Consider the following 15,582-nt stretch of genomic DNA (forward strand, 5'->3'; position numbering starts at 1 on the left):
GCGTGAGGTTAGGGGCAATTCCCCTTCTCCCCTTGTGGGAGAAGGTGTCGCCGAAGGCGACGGATGAGGGGTGCTCCAGGGAACGCCAGCGTCTCACTCCGCTGGAACACCCCTCATCCGTCTCGGCGCTATCGCGCCGATCCACCTTCTCCCACACGGGGAGAAGGAGGAGCGCTGTACTTTACGCCGCTTCCGTCACCGGACGGCTGAGACGGCGGACCTCTTCGTCGTTGAGCAGGCCGCCGGCGCGCAGCAGGGCGGCGAAGCGGCCGTTGCGCAGCGACAGCTCGGTGAAGCCGCCCATCTCGACCACCTTGCCCTTGTCCATGAAGACGACGAGGTCGGCGTCGCGGACCGTGGTCAGGCGGTGGGCGATGATGAAGGTCGTGCGGTTGCGGCGCAGCTCGTCGATCGCTTCCTTGACACGGTCCTCGGTCTCGACGTCGAGCGCGCTGGTCGCCTCGTCGAGCACCAGGATCGGCGCATCCTTCAGCACGGCGCGGGCGATGGCGATACGCTGGCGCTCGCCGCCCGAAAGCTGGCCGCCACGCTCGCCGACGACGGTATCGTAGCCGCTGCTCTTGGCCAGGATGAAATCCTGCGCGGCGGCCGCATTGGCCGCGGCGTGCACTTCGTCATTGCTCGCATCGGCGCGGCCGACGCGGATATTGTCCTCGATCGAGCGGTTGAGCAGGCCGGCGTCCTGGAAGACGGTGGCGATCGAATGGCGCAGCGACTTGCGGGTCACGGTCCTGGTGTCGATGCCGTCGATCAGGATACGGCCGCTGGACGGAGTGAAGACCCGCTGCAGCAGATTGATCAGCGTCGTCTTGCCGGCGCCGGTCGGACCGACGATGGCGACCGTCTGGCCGGCCTGGACCTCGAACGAGACGTCCTCGATGCCGTGGCCCGAATTGGCGAACTCGAAGCTGACGTCCTCGAAGCGCACATGGCCGGTGACGTTGGTGAGCTCGCGCAGGCCATCCGGCTCGATGGTCTCGGCGGCCGAGTCCTCAAGGCGGTAGAAATCCTCGAGCTTGGCGCGGGCCTCGGAAATCTGGGTGGTGAAAGCCGACATCTGGTCGAGACGGGCGATCAGCATCCCGGCAAAGCCGGTGAAGGCGACGACATCGCCGACGCGGAGCTGGCCACGGGTGACCAGATAGGCGCCGATCGACAGCACGATCATCATCGAGATGGTCGACGACAGGCGGTTCAGTGCATTGGCAATCGCCCACCAGTCGAGCACAGGGTTCTGAGCGTCAAGCAGGTCCTTGACGTAACGCTTCAGCGTCGCGGTCTCGTGGCCGATGCGGTTGTAGCTCTGCAGCACGGCGACATTGCTGACGCTGTCGGAGACATGCGCAAAGACGGTGTGGTAGTGGCGCTCGACGGCGGTCTGCCCCGCCTTGGTGCGGCGCATGACGATACGGCCGATGCCGACATAGAGAATGCCGAGGCCGAGCAGCACGACGGACATGCGGATATCCATGGCGAGCGCGGTCGGCACCAGCAGCACCAGCGCGATGGCCGTCGACAAATGCACGCGCATGAATTCGAGCCACAAGCTGAACAGGGTCTCGACGGCGCGAAGAAGCGTGTGCAGCGAATTGGACGTGCCGCGCTGGTGATGCCAGGCAAGCGGCATGGTGATCACGCGCTCGAAGGACTGGCACAGCACTTCCGAGCGGCGGGCATGGGCGAACCGGTCGGCGCCGCGCGCCACCAGCACGAAGGCAATGACGTTGAATGCACCAAGCGCGGCCCACACGGCGAGCGTCGAAAACACAGGGCCTTTCTCGGAGATGGCTCCGATCACCCTGCCCAGCAGGATCGGCTCGAGGATCGCAATCGCGGCGAGCGCGACGTTGGCGCCGCAAATCAGCGCGACGCGCTTCTTGTCGGCCGCCAGATAACCCAGCGCTCTAAAGTAGATCTGCAGAAGTGACACTTCAGCTACTCCGCCAAACTCTTGTTTGTGCTCAATGCCCGAATTGTGCACCGCACCATTTTGTGACACGTAACGGTAAACGTGTCGCGAAACAATGCGTCGTCTATCCCTTCCGTTCCCATTTAGCGAACAAAAGATGACGACGGTACGAAATCTGACGTGATCACCTAACGGTTTGAGATAAAAGGTGAAATGTCAGCCTTGCGGCAAAATAGTGGCACTTGCTCCCCGCTGCCACATTTTTAATCACAGCCTGCTTGCTTAGCCTGCCCTAAAGGAAGGCCCGCGATCGCGCGCGGGAGCGACGCCAAGTAAAAAACGGCGATCGGCCGCGCACCCCGAGGGATGCGCGGCCGACAAGCCAAGTCTTTGATTTTACGCAGGTATCCTGACGACGACCTCGGTCTTGTCGCCGGCTTTCGGCTCGAAGGAGGGAGATTTTTTCTTCGAACCGTCGACTTCTAGCGAGATCGACTTGGTCTTTTTGTCGCGGATGACCCGAACCTTGATCTCGCCGCCGAACATCTTGAGCGTCGCGGCGTAGCCGTCCCAGTGTCCGGGCAGCTTCGGCCTAAACGTGATCTCCCTGCCGCGCCGCTCGATGCCGAGGATGCCTTCCACCGCTGCGCGGTAAAGCCAGCCGGCCGAGCCCGTGTACCAGGTCCAGCCGCCGCGGCCGCCCTTGCCTTCGCCGGCATAGATGTCGGCGGCCACGACATAGGGCTCGACGCGGTAATGCTCGGCCGCCGCCTCGTCCGAGGCGTGGTTGACCGGGTTCAGCATCGAGAAGCAGCGATAGGCCTCGTCGGTGCGGCCCATTTCGGCCAGCGCGATCACGAACCAGGTGGCGGCATGGGTGTACTGGCCGCCATTCTCACGCACGCCCGGCGGATAGCTCTTGATGTAGCCGGGGTCCTTCTCGCTTTTCGAGAAGGGCGGCGTAAACAGCTTGACGATCTTGAGCTCGTCATCGACCAGCATGTGGGTCGCCTGCTCCATGGCCGTCGTCGAGCGGGCCGGATCGCCCTCGCCCGACAGCACGCTCCAGGATTGAGCGATCGAGTCGATCTTGCACTCGTCCGAATTGTGCGAGCCGAGCGGCGTGCCGTCGTCGAAACTGCCGCGCCGGTACCATTGACCGTCCCAGGCGGTGCTTTCCAGCGCCCGCTTCAGCACGTCGGCGTGCTTCAACCAGGCCTGTGCCCGCTTGGCATCGCCCTGCCCTTTGGCGACAGGGGCAAAGTCGGTGAGGGTCTTCAGGAGGAACCAGCCCAGCCACACGCTCTCGCCCTTGCCGCCCTCGCCGACACGGTTCATGCCGTCGTTCCAGTCGCCGCCGAGGATGAGCGGCAGGCCGGCGGGGCTGCTGCGCTTGATCGCAAGATCGAGCGCCCGGGCGCAATGGTCGTAGAGCGAAGCGGTGTTCTTGGTGATCTCGGGCGTGAAGAAGGCGTCATGCTCGCCTTCTCCAAGCTGCTGCCCGTCGATGAAGGGCAACTGCTCCTTGAGGATCGCGGCGTCGCCGGTCACCTCGATGTAGCGCGCCGTCGCATGCGCCAGCCAGACGACATCGTCCGAGATCATGGTGCGCACGCCGGCATCGGTGCGCGGCAACCACCAGTGCTGCACGTCGCCTTCCGGGAACTGCCGGCGCGCGGCATTGAGGATCTGGTCGCGCGCCAGCTTCGGATCGTGCGCCAGAAGCGCCAGCGTGTCCTGCAGCTGGTCGCGGAAGCCGAAGGCGCCGCTTGCCTGGTAGAAGGCCGAGCGCGCGCGGATACGGCAGGCCAGGCTCTGGTAGGGCAGCCAGTGGTTGACCATGGCGTTCATCGCCTCGTCCGGCGTCTCGACCTGGATGGTGTCGAGGAAGCCGCGCCAGGCCTTTTCATTCTCGGCCAGGCGCTGGTCGAAATCCTTGCCGCGATGGGTCTGCACCAGCGCGCTTGCTTCGGCGGGCGTGGCCGCGTCGCCGAGCAGCCAGGACAGCGTGACGTCGCCGCCGGCAGGAATGTCGATGTCGCTGGCGACGACCGCGCAAGGGTCATCGCCCGCCTCGATGCGACCGGAGAGCGCAAGCCCGCCCAGCACGGCCTGCGGATACTCCGTCGTGCCGTGCCTGCCGATGAATTCGGAGCGGTCGGCGGTCACCGAATGGATCGGATGACTTGCTCCGAGGAAGGCGACGCGCTCGCCGAAGTCGAGGCCGTAGGGGTTCTGCGCCAGCATGGCCCCTGTTGCCGTGTCCCGCGCGGGCACGATGGTCGCCGCCGTGCGCGAGCGATGGCCGCCCAGCACCCATTCGGCATAGGCATAGACGCGCAGCCGCGCCGGCACTGATCCGGAATTCTGGATGCGCAACCGGCTGATCTTCACCGGATCGACGGGATCCACCACCTGCGTCAGGTCCATCGACAATGGGCCGCGCTTGGAGCGGAAGGTCGAAAAGCCCTGGCCGTGCCAGGTCTCATAGGTCATCGCCGGATCGCGGACCGTCGCCGCCATCGGCGAGAACGCCTTGCCGCTGGCATGGTCGAAGACATAGAAGCCCTCGCCCGGCCGGTTCGACACCGGGTCGTTCGACCATGGCGTCAGCTGGTAGTCGCGGCTGTTGCGGCTCCAGGTGAAGCCTGCGCCTTCGGCCGAGACGTGAAAGCCGAAGGAGGCGTTGGAGATGACGTTGATCCAGGGCTGCGGCGTCACACGCCGCCCGGTCAGCCGCGTGACATAGTGGCGGCCGTCGCCGTCGAAGCCGCCATAGCCGTTCCAGAGGCTGAGGCCTCGGCCGTCGGCGGCGATGTCGGCTCCAGCCTGGCTTGCCGGCACCGGCAAGGGCAGCGGCGGGCTGGGTTCGCGCGGCGAGCCGCCCTCGGCCTGCAGCAAGGCATCGCGAGCCTGCAACGCTGCCGTCTCGGCGCGTTCGAGCTGGTCGAAGATCGTGCCGTTGCGGGTGTGAAGAACCACCCGCGCGACCGACAGCAAGGTCTTGTAGGTCGGCTCGTCCATCAGGTCGCGGCGCACCGCGAAGATGTGCTGGCGCGGCCCAAGCTCGCGGCCGCGCAGGCGGCTGTTCTCGCACAGCGTCTCCACCGCGCGCTGCAGGTCCTGCACATAGGACGAGGCCTGCTCGTTGACGACGACGAAGTCGATCATCATGCCGCGCGCCCGCATATATTCCTGGAAGCGCAGCGCCTGGGCGACGATCTCGAGATCGGCGACGTCGCCGATGCGCACCAGGAAGATCGGGAAATCGCCGGAGATGCTGGTCGGCCACAGGCTCGACTGGCGGCCAAGGCCCGAGGCGATGGATTCCGCCGGCAGGCGCAGGAACGGATCGGGATAGATCAAGTAGCGGGCGAGCTTCTGCACATTGGCGGCGTCGGTGAGGCTGAGGCCCAGATGGCGCGTCTGCACCTGGCTGCGCGTCCAGGCAAGCATCGCCTGGCGTGCGAAGCTCTCCTGATGGTCGAGCCGGGCGATCGCCTCGTCGAGCTCGGCGCGATTGGCGCCGACGGCGGTCCAGAAGGTCAGCGATATCTTCTTGTTGGCCGGCACGCGGACCTGGCGGCGCAGCGCCGCCACCGGGTCCAGCGTGAAGCCCTGGCTGCCGGAAAGCCGGACGCCGGGGTCGAAGGCGACGGCATCGGCGATGGTGCGGCCGCGGCCGATGAAGGCGCGCCGGTCGGTTTCGGCCTCGGCATCGCGCGACGGGCCCGACGGGTCGGTGACGAAATGCACCATGGTGAGGTCGGGGTCGTTCTTGTCGCGCTTGCGCCTGGTGGCGAAGATCGCGCCGTTGTTCGGCGCGATCTCAGTCTCGACGAACATCTTGGAGAAGGCCGGATGCGCGTTGTCCGAGGCCTCGTTGCCCAGCACCAGCTCGGCGAAGGAGGTCACCTCGATATGCCGGTCGGTGGCACCGTCATTGTAGAGGGTGATGCGGCGGCCTTCGCCATTGCCCTCGGAAATGACGATGCACTCGACCTCGGAACGCAGCGAGCCGACGGACTTGGTGAAGCTCGCCTTGTCGTCGCCGAACAGCGTCTGGACGCGTTCGCCTTCGGCGCGCTTCGGCTCGGCGGTGGCGGACCACCAGTCGCCCGTCGCGGTGTCGCGCAGGAAGATGTAGGAGCCGAGGCGATCCTCGCTCGGATCCGGCTGCCAGCGGGTGACGGCAAGCTCGCCGAAGCGGCTGTAGCCGGAGCCCGTCGCTGTGACCATGACCGAATAGCGGCCGTTGGACATGACGTTTGTCGCCCGCAGCGCCTTGATGGGATCGAGGATGACCCGGCTGTCCGGGCTCTCGGTCTCGGTCTCGTCCTTGGATCGCTCGTCGGCTTCCGTCCTGACGGTCGCGGTCGGAATGTCGCGCGGCGCCTTCTCCTGCAGGAGGAGCTCGGCCGACTCGATCACCGGGTCGCTGTGGAAACGCTCGCGCAGCCGGCCCTCGAAAATGGCGTCGGCGACAGCGGCGATCGACATGCCGGAATGGTGCGCCATATAGTTCTGCACCACGGCGTGGTCGGTGCCTTCAGGCACGCGCTGCGGCGTGAAATCGACCGCGTCATAGAAACCGTGGCGGCCAAGCGCGCCGATCGAGCGCAACCTCTGCAGGTTCTGCACCGCCTCGCGCGGGCTGAACTGCGCCGCGAGAATCGTCGCATAGGGCGCGATCACGGTGTTCTGGCCAAGGCCCCGCTTCAGGCCGAGGCCGGGCACGCCGAAATTGGTGTACTGATAGGTGAGCTCGCGGTCGCGGGCGTTGTAGGCCGCTTCCGAAATGCCCCAGGGCACGTTCTTGGAACGCGCATATTGGATCTGACGCTTGATGATGAGCTTGCTGGTCTGGTTGAGGATCGAGCCCTGCGGCTCCTTCATCACCAGAGGCGGCATCAGATACTCGAACATCGAGCCCGACCAGGACATCAGCGCGCCCTGGAAGCCGATCTCAACGATTGGGCGTCCGAGACGGAACCAATGCTCGGTCGGCAGGTCGCCCTTGGCGATGGCGAACAGGCTGGTGAGCCGCGCCTCGGAGGCGAGCAGGTCGTAGCAGCTTTCGTCGAGCTGGCGGTCCTCGACGCGGTAGCCGATCGAGAGCAGCTTGCGCTCCTGACGCATCAGGAAGGAGAAATCCATCTCGAAGGCGTAGCGGCGGCAGCGCTCGCGTAGCGCCAGCAGCTTGGCGCGCAGAGCGGCGACTGCGCTCTCGTCATTGTGCGAATCGTGCACATGCGCCTCGCAGGTCGCCTCGAGTCTCGCCGCCCAATCGGCGATAACATCGCTCTTCGGCGAGGCGGCCTCGGTGTGGATGGCGGTGGCGAGCTTGCGGATCTCGCCGGCGAGCACGGCAAGGTTGATGGTCCGGATCGAGGCCATCTCCGGCTGCGCCTTGATGGTCGCAACCGCGCGGCGCATGCCGTCGAGACGGTCGGCCAGGCGCTGGCGCAGCGGCCGCAGCTGCCGGCGGTCGTCCGGCAGCTCTTCCAGGCTTTCGTCGAGGATGGTGACGGTGTCGATGATGCCTTCGAAATCGCCCTGCAGATGCACGGACGGCGCTTCGGCCCATTCGGCGCAGGAGGCCGCAACCGCGACCAGATGTCCGGCGAGATTGCCGCTGTCGACCGCCGAGATGTAAAGCGGATAGAGCGGCTTCAGCGTCGTCGTGTCATACCAGTTGTAGAGATGGCCGCGGTCGCGCGGCATGTTCTCGATGGTCGTCATCGTGGCGTCGATGCGGGTGATGGCGTCCGACAGGCTGATCCAGCCGAAATCGCGCGCCGAAACCACCGACAGCAGATAGACGCCGATATTGGTCGGCGAGGTGCGCGGCGCCACCACCGGCGCCGGGCTTTCCTGGAAATTGTCCGGCGGCAAATGATGCTGCTCGGGCGTCACGAAGGTCTCGAAATAGTGCCATGTGCGGCGCGCGAAGGTGCGCAGCACCTGGATGTCGGCGCTCGAGATGCGCAGCCTGTCCTCGGTCTCGGCCGAGCGGCTGATCCAGCAGGCGACGGCGGGCGAAGCGATCCAGAAGATGGCGAAGAAGAAGGCGACGAAGGCGCCTGTGGAATCGGCCAGCACTGGAATAGCCAGGCCGACGACGCCGATGATCACCGCGCCATACATCATGCCGTAGTAGGCGCCGAGATCGTTGCCGCCCTTGGCGGCCTGCGAGGCGGTGCGCCATTCGAGCAGGTTCTGCCGGCTGACGAAGAGGCGGTAGATGGTGCGAATGATGGCGTCGCCCATCATCCAGGCGAGATGCGCCATCAAGAGCACCTTCAGCGCCACCAGCGCCGTGCCGAACACGGTGTCGCGCGCAAGTGCCGAGAAATGGCCGCGCGGCGTCTGGTCGCCGCTCTTGGGCAGGATGCCGTTCACGATGTCGAAGGTAGGCGCCATGAACAGGCTGAGGATCATAAGCGCCTGCCACTGCGCCGCCTGGGTGAAGGGCAGCAGCGTCCAGCCGGCGACGCAGGCCAGGACCCAGAAGATCGGGGTGACCGAGCGGCGCAGATTGTCGACCATCTTCCAGCGCGACAGCGCCGGCACCCCGGAGCGCGGGTCGAAAATATAGCCGAGCAGCTGCCAGTCGCCGCGCGCCCAGCGATGGTGGCGCGAGGCGTCGACCGAGTAGCGGGTGGGATAGTCCTCGACCAGCTCGACGTCGGTGACCAAAGCGGCGCGCGAGAGCGCGCCTTCGAGCAGGTCGTGGCTGAGGATGGTGTTTTCGTCGATGCGGTTCTTCAGCGCCGCCTCGAAGGCGTCGACATGGTAGAGGCCCTTGCCGGTGAAGGAACCGTCGCCGAAGACGTCCTGGTAGACGTCGGATACGGCGAAGACATAGGGGTCGAGGCCGCGATTGGCCGAGAAGACGCGCTGGAAGAAGGAGGCGTCGTCGCCGCTGGTCAGCGACGCCGTGATGCGCGGCTGCAGGATCGTGTAGCCCGCGGTGACGACGCGCTTGACCGGATCGAAATGCGGGCGGTTGAGCGGATGGGCGAGCTTGCCGACCAGGCTCGAAACCGCGTCGCGAGTCGTGCGCGTGTCGGCGTCGAGCGTCATCACATAGACGACCTTTTCCGGCAGCGGCACGTCGAGCGGCAGGAAGGTGGTGTCGCTGTCGCCACGCAGGAGAAGGTTCAGCTCATGCAGCTTGCCGCGCTTGCGCTCCCAGCCCATCCAGCAGCCTTGCGCCTGATTGTAGAGCCGGCGGCGATGCAGGAGATAGAAGCGCGGCGAGCCTTCCGACGGATAGCGGGCGTTGAGCCTGGCGATCTCGTCACGGGCATATTGCAGGATCTCGATGTCGGCGGCGTCGATCTCGGTCTTGGAATCCGGCCAGTCGGACAACAGGGCGAAATGGATCTCTTCGGCCGTGTTGGCGAGGTGGTGCACCTCGATGTTACGGATGTTTTCCTCGACGTCGTCGCGCGAGCCGATCAGCGAGGGCACCACGACCAGCGTGCGCGCCTCGGCCGGGATGCCGTGCTTGTTGTAGTCGTAGCCGACAAGCCGGGTGGGTTTGAGGAACAGCGCCACGACGGTGTTGAAGAAGGCCAGCGCGCCTTCGCTTGCCGGCACTGCGAACAGCGCCAGCATCAGCGTGATCGATTCCACCGACAGGCCGAGATTGGCGAGCGCCCTGCCCGACAGCACCAACAGCAGCGCCGTCAGAAGGAAAACCGGGCCGACGATGCCCATCCAGCCGGCGCTGGCAAAGGCACGCTTGAAGGTCACATAGAAAGGCGGCCGGTAGCCGATCGCCTTTTCCAGCTCCTGACGGCGCGGCCCGACCAGGAAGAAGCCGACATCGGTGTGCACGTCCGGATCCGCTGTCTCCGGCACGCCGGATGCATCGGTGACGCCGGGCGTGTGGCCGGCAAGCTCGATCGCCTTTTCGGCCACCCGGTATTCGGAGAGCTCCGAGCGCCGCGCCAACTGCTCGATCGCGGTGCGGTACTGATCGCGCGAGAAGAAATCCAGGTCGGCGAAATCGGTCTTTTCACGGAGCAGCGTGTCGATGCGGCTGACGCCTTCGAACCAGACCGTCCAGTCGACGTCGTTGATGAGGCGCAGGCCGCGGATGATGTTGCCGGTCGTGACATTGCCGCTGGAGAGCGTCTGATGCTCGGAGATGATGATCTCCTCGGCATCGGAGCCGGTCTTTTCCAGCTCTCCCTCCAGCCATTCCAGCGCCCGGCCGGCGTTCTGCGACCCGTCGCGCAGGCGGTAGAGCAACTGGGTGGCAAAAGTGGTGTCCTGCGCATGCGCGCTGTAGTTGGACAGGATCCTGGTACGGTCGGCATTGTCGTCGGTCGCGAGAACCCGGTCGGCAACCTCGTTGGCGATGTGTCGCATCTGCCTGGTGCGGTCGACGCGCACGGCGATGCGACGCAGGTTCTCGATCAGCACGAAGCGCAGCAACGAGGGCAGCGCCCAGAGCTCGCCGATCTTCATCGGCTCGACTGACTGGAAGCCCTCGACGATGGCCTTGAACATGGTGGCCGAGACCGAGCTGTCGGAATGCTCGACATAGCTCCAGGCAACGACGAAGGCGCGCGGCAGCACCGTGCCGTCGCCGAGCATGAGCGTCGGCAGCTGGCGGTAGAAGCGGCGCGGCAGGTCGCGCTTGACCTGGAAGATCGTCTCCTCGACCAAATAGTTGTTGTCGAGCAGCCACTGCGCGGCCGGCGTGATGGTCTCGCCCTTGGCCTGGGCGGCATTGGTCGAACGGTAGACTTCGAGGATCTTCTTGGCGCTGTCGCGGATGCGGGCCTGGAACTCGAACGGGGCGAGGCCGAACAGGTCCTTGACCTCGCCCTTGGCTAAAGCGACGCCCAAGGCGCGCAGCCGGTCCTCAGGCAGGAAATTGGAGCGTATCGGCGCTTCCGTCACCAACGGGAAGCCGGCGCTTGTCTGTTCGATCTTATTGGGATTGGTCTGAATGTTCATTGAAAATTCCGTAAGCGGGGGCGCAATGCGGCGTCACCGCCACGGCAATGGCCCTAAAACCGGTTCAATTGCAATTGGTTGCATGACTGATCCGCCGAAAGTTTGTTCTGCGCACCACAACAGGGGCGTGCCCTTTCGACAGCTTGCGGGCGAACGCCCCTCGCTCTTCGCCCCCGGTTGGATCAGGGCAAGGAATCAGGCTTTTTCGTGATACATGCAAGGGGCCGGGCGATAATTCGCCCGCGCCGCGATCATGTTTGGCAACAGCCGTTAATGGTTGGCGGCGAGGCGATCGAGTTCGATCACGAAAAGCAGCCCCTGCCCTTGGGACTGGAGCCACAATTCCGGGGTCTCGCGCTCGAGGATCAGCGTATCCAGCGGTCCTAGGCTAGGCCTGTCATCCGTAAGAAGCGTGAAGTCTGTATTGACCGCCAGAACCAGCGTCGTGTCGGCGCGCGGCATAATGCGAATCTCGCCGGAGAGCGGCCGGCGCTCGACGGCATGGGCCATGCGGCCACGGCGGGTCATGACGTTGAGATCGGTGATGGGACCGCCGATCAGCGCCGCTCTGGTCGGCACGTCGCCCGCAAAGGCGAGCGGCACTGACGCCGTGGTCAACCGAGCCGTCGGCTGGCCGGCAATGTCGAGGACAATCCCCTCGCCTTCCAGCACCGACAGCGTGCGGTCGATGCCGGCGAAGCTGGAGAACGGCCCGCTGGTTTCGACTCGGGCCATCGAGACGCGCCAGTCGAACTCGTCGAGCCCGGCGCCGTCGGGCGAAACCGCGATCTCCGTGGTCGTGCCGCCGCCATTCTTCCAAGGCATGACGCGGTAATCGGCGGCACGAAGGATACGCATCCGTTCAGCCCAATATGCCCGGCAGGTTGAGCTGGTGCTCCTTGGCGCACTGGATGGCGATGTCGTAGCCGGCATCGGCATGGCGCATGACGCCGGTCGCCGGGTCGTTCCAGAGCACGCGCTCCAGCCGCTTGGCGGCATCCGCCGTGCCGTCGGCGACGATCACCATGCCGGCATGCTGCGAAAAACCCATGCCGACGCCTCCGCCATGATGCAGCGACACCCAGGTGGCGCCGGACGCGGTGTTGAGCAGCGCGTTGAGCAGAGGCCAATCGGAAACGGCGTCGGAGCCGTCCTTCATCGCTTCGGTCTCGCGATTCGGCGAGGCGACCGAGCCGGAATCGAGATGGTCGCGGCCGATGGCGACGGGCGCCTTCAGCTCGCCCTTGGCCACCATTTCGTTGAAGGCGAGGCCGAGCCGGTGGCGATCGCCGAGGCCGACCCAGCAGATGCGCGCCGGCAGACCCTGGAACGAGATGCGCTCGCGCGCCATATCCAGCCAGTTGTGCAGATGGGTGTTGCCGGGAGTGAGCTCGCGCACCTTGGCGTCGGTCTTATAGATGTCCTCCGGATCGCCCGAGAGCGCGGCCCAGCGGAACGGACCGATGCCACGGCAGAACAACGGCCGGATATAGGCGGGCACGAAGCCCGGGAAGGCAAAGGCGTTCTCAAAACCTTCGTCCTTGGCGACCTGGCGGATGTTGTTGCCGTAGTCGAGCGTCGGCACGCCGGCGTTCCAGAACGCCACCATCGCCTCGACATGCTCGCGCATCGATGCGCGAGCAGCCTTTTCGACGGCTTTCGGATCAGAGGTGCGCTTTTCGCGCCATTCGGCCATGGTCCAGCCCTTCGGCAGATAGCCGTTGATCGGGTCATGCGCCGAGGTCTGGTCAGTGAGGATGTCGGGGCGGATGCCGCGCCTAAACATTTCGGGCACGATCTCGGCGGCGTTGCCGAGCAGGCCGACGGACTTCGCCTCGCCGGCCTTGGTCCAGCGGTCGATCATCTCCATCGCTTCGTCCAGCGTCTCGGCCTTCTCGTCGAGATAGCGGGTGCGCAGGCGGAAATCGATCGAGTCAGGGTTGCACTCGATGGCGAGGCAAGAGGCACCGGCCATGACGGCGGCCAGAGGCTGGGCGCCGCCCATGCCGCCGAGGCCGCCGGTCAGAATCCACTTGCCCTTGAGGTCGCCGTTGTAATGTTGGCGGCCGGCCTCGACGAAGGTCTCGTAGGTGCCCTGCACGATGCCCTGCGTGCCGATATAGATCCAGGAGCCGGCCGTCATCTGGCCGTACATCATCAGCCCCTTCCTATCGAGCTCGTTGAATTTCTCCCAGGTCGCCCAGTGCGGCACGATGTTGGAGTTGGCGATGAGCACGCGCGGCGCGTTGGAATGGGTCTTGAAGACGCCGACCGGCTTGCCGGACTGCACCAGCAGCGTCTCGTCCTCGCCCAGCGTCTTCAGCGAAGCGACAATGCGGTCGAAATCGTTCCAGGTGCGCGCCGCCCGGCCGATGCCGCCATAGACGACCAGCTCGTTGGGGTTCTCGGCGACCTCCGGGTCGAGATTGTTCATCAGCATGCGCAGCGGCGCCTCGGTCGTCCAATAGCGCGCATTGAGCTTGTCGCCGCGGGGCGCACGCACTTCGCGGATGTTGTGGCGCGGATCGTTCATCATTGTCCCTTTCCAGTAAGGCGGCGCGTCAGCGCCCGGCCCATTCAATGGCGGTTTCGAGAATGGTTTTCAGCGTGGTGCGGATCGGCGCGGCATAGCTTGGGTCGTAAGGCACCGGCCAGTTTTCCGGCGAACCCTTTTCGGCCGGCTCGCGCATATAGCCGCGGTTGGAGAGCTCCATCTGAAGCGCGTGGACGCCGTTCTCGGGCTGGCCGAAGCTTCTGGTGATCCAGCCGCCCTTGAAACGGCCGTTCACCACCCAGCTCTCGCCGGTCGCGGCAAGGATCTCGCTGACCTTTCGCTGCAGCGACGGATCGGTGCTCCTGCCGTCATTGGTGCCGAGATTGAAGACCGGCAGCGTGCCTTCGAACAGGCGCGGCAGCACCGAGCGGATCGAATGGCAGTCATAGAGCACGATGTTCTCATGCATGCCGCGCAGCCGGTCGATCTCGGCCTGCAGGGCGGCATGATACGGCACGAAATAGGTCTCGCGGCGCTGGTCGATCTCGGACGGCGTCGGTTCGTCACCCATATTGTAGAGCGGATCGCCGTCAAAAGTGTCCGTCGGGCAGAGCGTCGTCGTCGCCTGGCCCGGATAGAGCGAAACGCCGGACGGGTCGCGGTTGACGTCGATGACGGTGCGCGAAATGGCGGTGTGCACGACTGTCGCCCCAAGGTCTGCGGCAAAATCATAGAGCTTGTCGATCCACCAGTCGCAGTCGCGCCGGCCAAGCCAGGTCGAGACCAGGCGGGAGTCCAGGCCTGCAAGATCAATACCTGTGTGCGGGATCGAGACCAGCAGGGGCGCAGTGCCTCGGGTGATGGTAAGCCAGGGAGGGGTCATGCGAGACCTCCGTGCGTTGGCGCTCTACGGCGCCGTGTCGTCGTTAGCATTCTCACGACGCAATCCCCGGCAGCTTCACAGCACCCGCCGCCTCCACCGCGGCGCCGCTGCGCACCATGGCGATCGCCTTTTCCATGTCGGGATGGAAATGCCGGTCATTGTCGAGATACGGCACCTCGGCGCGGACCAGCCTGCGCACCGCTTCCAGCGCCTCGCTCGAAGCCAGCGGCGCTTGGAAATCGCAGCCTTGCGCCGCGGCCAGCAATTCGATGCCGATCACGGCGGTCGCATTCTCGATCATGCCGAGCAGCCGGCGCGCGCCGTGCGCGGCCATCGAGACGTGATCTTCCTGGTTGGCCGAGGTCGGGATGGAATCGACGCTCGCCGGATAGGCCTTCTGCTTGTTTTCCGAAACAAGCGCTGCCGCCGTCACCTGCGGAATCATGAAACCGGAATTGAGCCCCGGCTTGGGCGTGAGGAAGGCCGGCATGCCGGACAGCGCCGGATCGACCAGCATGGCGATGCGCCGCTCCGACAGCGAGCCGATCTCGCAGACGGCCAGCGCAATCATGTCGGCGGCAAAGGCCACCGGCTCGGCGTGGAAATTGCCGCCGGAAAGGGCGGTGTCGTCATCGGCGAAGATCAGCGGGTTGTCGGTGACGCCATTGGCCTCGGTCTCAAGCGTGTCGGCGGCCTTGCGCAGCACATCGAGCGCGGCGCCCATCACCTGCGGCTGACAGCGCAGGCAGTACGGATCCTGCACGCGCTCGTCATCGACGCGATGCGATTCACGGATGGCGCTGCCGGCCATCAGATTGCGCAGCGCGTCGGCCGTTTCGATCTGGCCGCGATGTTTTCTCAACAGATGGATGCGCGGATCGAAGGGGGCGTCGGAGCCTCGTGCCGCGTCGGTCGACAGCGCGCCGGCAACCAGCGCCGACTGGTAGAGCACCTCGGCCTCGAACAGGCCGGCCAGCGCAAAAGCGGTCGAGAACTGCGTGCCGTTGAGCAGCGCCAGGCCTTCCTTGGCGCCGAGCGTCACCGGCTCCAGCCCATGCGAGACGAAGGCGACCTTGGCCGGGAAGCGCCCATGCGGGGTAAAGCATTCGCCGACGCCGATCATGACGGCGGTCATGTGCGAAAGCGGCGCGAGGTCGCCGGAAGCGCCGACCGAGCCCTGCGCCGGCACGACCGGAATGACGTCGTTGGCGAGCATCCCTTGAAGCAGGTCGATGGTCTCGGCGCGCACGCCGGAGGCACCCTGGGCAAGGCTGGCAAGCTTCAGCGCCATCATCAGCC

General features: G+C 65.5%; 6 protein-coding genes. All 6 read right to left on the minus strand.

What is annotated here, in order from left to right; translation table 11 throughout:
- Positions 1–181: 181 nt before the first annotated feature.
- Positions 182–1,951 (minus strand): glucan ABC transporter ATP-binding protein/ permease, encoded by a 1,770-nt coding sequence (locus tag EOA23_RS08710; RefSeq protein WP_126061235.1) that lies wholly within the window; start codon positions 1,949–1,951, stop codon positions 182–184.
- A 375-nt stretch (positions 1,952–2,326) separates the two neighbouring features.
- Positions 2,327–10,906 carry a glucoamylase family protein gene (locus EOA23_RS08715; RefSeq protein WP_127303630.1) on the minus strand — a complete coding sequence of 2,860 codons (8,580 nt, stop codon included), beginning with the start codon at positions 10,904–10,906 and terminating at the stop codon, positions 2,327–2,329.
- Positions 10,907–11,176: 270 nt separating this feature from the next.
- Entirely contained in the window at positions 11,177–11,764 is a 588-nt protein-coding gene (locus tag EOA23_RS08720; RefSeq protein WP_127303631.1) for a HutD family protein, read from the minus strand.
- 4 nt (positions 11,765–11,768) lie between these two features.
- Complete coding sequence (gene hutU / locus EOA23_RS08725) at positions 11,769–13,442, minus strand: urocanate hydratase (protein WP_189341549.1); 1,674 nt, start codon at positions 13,440–13,442, stop codon at positions 11,769–11,771.
- 25 nt (positions 13,443–13,467) lie between these two features.
- Positions 13,468–14,283 (minus strand): N-formylglutamate deformylase, encoded by an 816-nt coding sequence (gene hutG / locus EOA23_RS08730; protein WP_127303632.1) that lies wholly within the window; start codon positions 14,281–14,283, stop codon positions 13,468–13,470.
- Positions 14,284–14,335: 52 nt separating this feature from the next.
- Positions 14,336–15,582, minus strand: a 1,247-nt coding sequence (gene hutH / locus EOA23_RS08735; protein ID WP_127303633.1) for a histidine ammonia-lyase, incomplete at its 5' end; no start/stop codon positions are given.

The sequence above is a fragment of the Mesorhizobium sp. M2A.F.Ca.ET.042.01.1.1 genome (genome assembly GCF_003997405.1).
In the GTDB taxonomy this organism is placed as follows: Bacteria; Pseudomonadota; Alphaproteobacteria; order Rhizobiales; family Rhizobiaceae; genus Mesorhizobium.

Bases quoted from the DNA above. Each gene is read 5' to 3' on its own strand.
- EOA23_RS08720 (WP_127303631.1), bottom strand. From the start codon at position 11,764: ATGCGTATCCTTCGTGCCGCCGATTACCGCGTCATGCCTTGGAAGAAT.
- hutU (WP_189341549.1), bottom strand. From the start codon at position 13,442: ATGATGAACGATCCGCGCCACAACATCCGCGAAGTGCGTGCGCCCCGC.
- hutG (WP_127303632.1), bottom strand. From the start codon at position 14,283: ATGACCCCTCCCTGGCTTACCATCACCCGAGGCACTGCGCCCCTGCTG.
- EOA23_RS08715 (WP_127303630.1), bottom strand. From the start codon at position 10,906: ATGAACATTCAGACCAATCCCAATAAGATCGAACAGACAAGCGCCGGC.